The following is a 254-nucleotide window of genomic DNA, read 5'->3' as shown; positions in this document are numbered from 1 at the left end:
TGCCGCTTACGGCGACCAGGTGAAGAACGGCGCCCAGACCGCCGTTGACGAAATCAACAAGGCCGGCGGCATCCTCGGCGAGAAGGTCGTGCTGAAGACCGCTGACGACGCAGGCGAACCCAAGCAGGGCGTTTCGGCCGCCAACCAGCTCGTCGGCGACGGCATCCGCTTCGTCGTCGGCCCGGTCACCTCGGGCGTCGCTATCCCGGCTTCCGACGTCTTCGTCGAAAACGGCGTGCTGATGGTCACCCCGA

The 254-nt window shown here is 66.5% G+C and carries 1 protein-coding gene; it reads left to right on the top strand.

The genetic code is table 11. The features are described 5' to 3' along the window. A partial coding sequence (locus tag B3605_RS03060) for an ABC transporter substrate-binding protein (protein WP_296432204.1) occupies nucleotides 1-254 on the top strand: 254 nt, incomplete at both ends.

Source organism: Rhizobium sp. UBA1881 (assembly GCF_002338015.1).
Lineage (GTDB): Bacteria > Pseudomonadota > Alphaproteobacteria > Rhizobiales > Rhizobiaceae > Rhizobium.
Note: the sequence above shows the minus strand (reverse complement) of the source record. Positions and strands in the feature narration are given on the sequence as shown.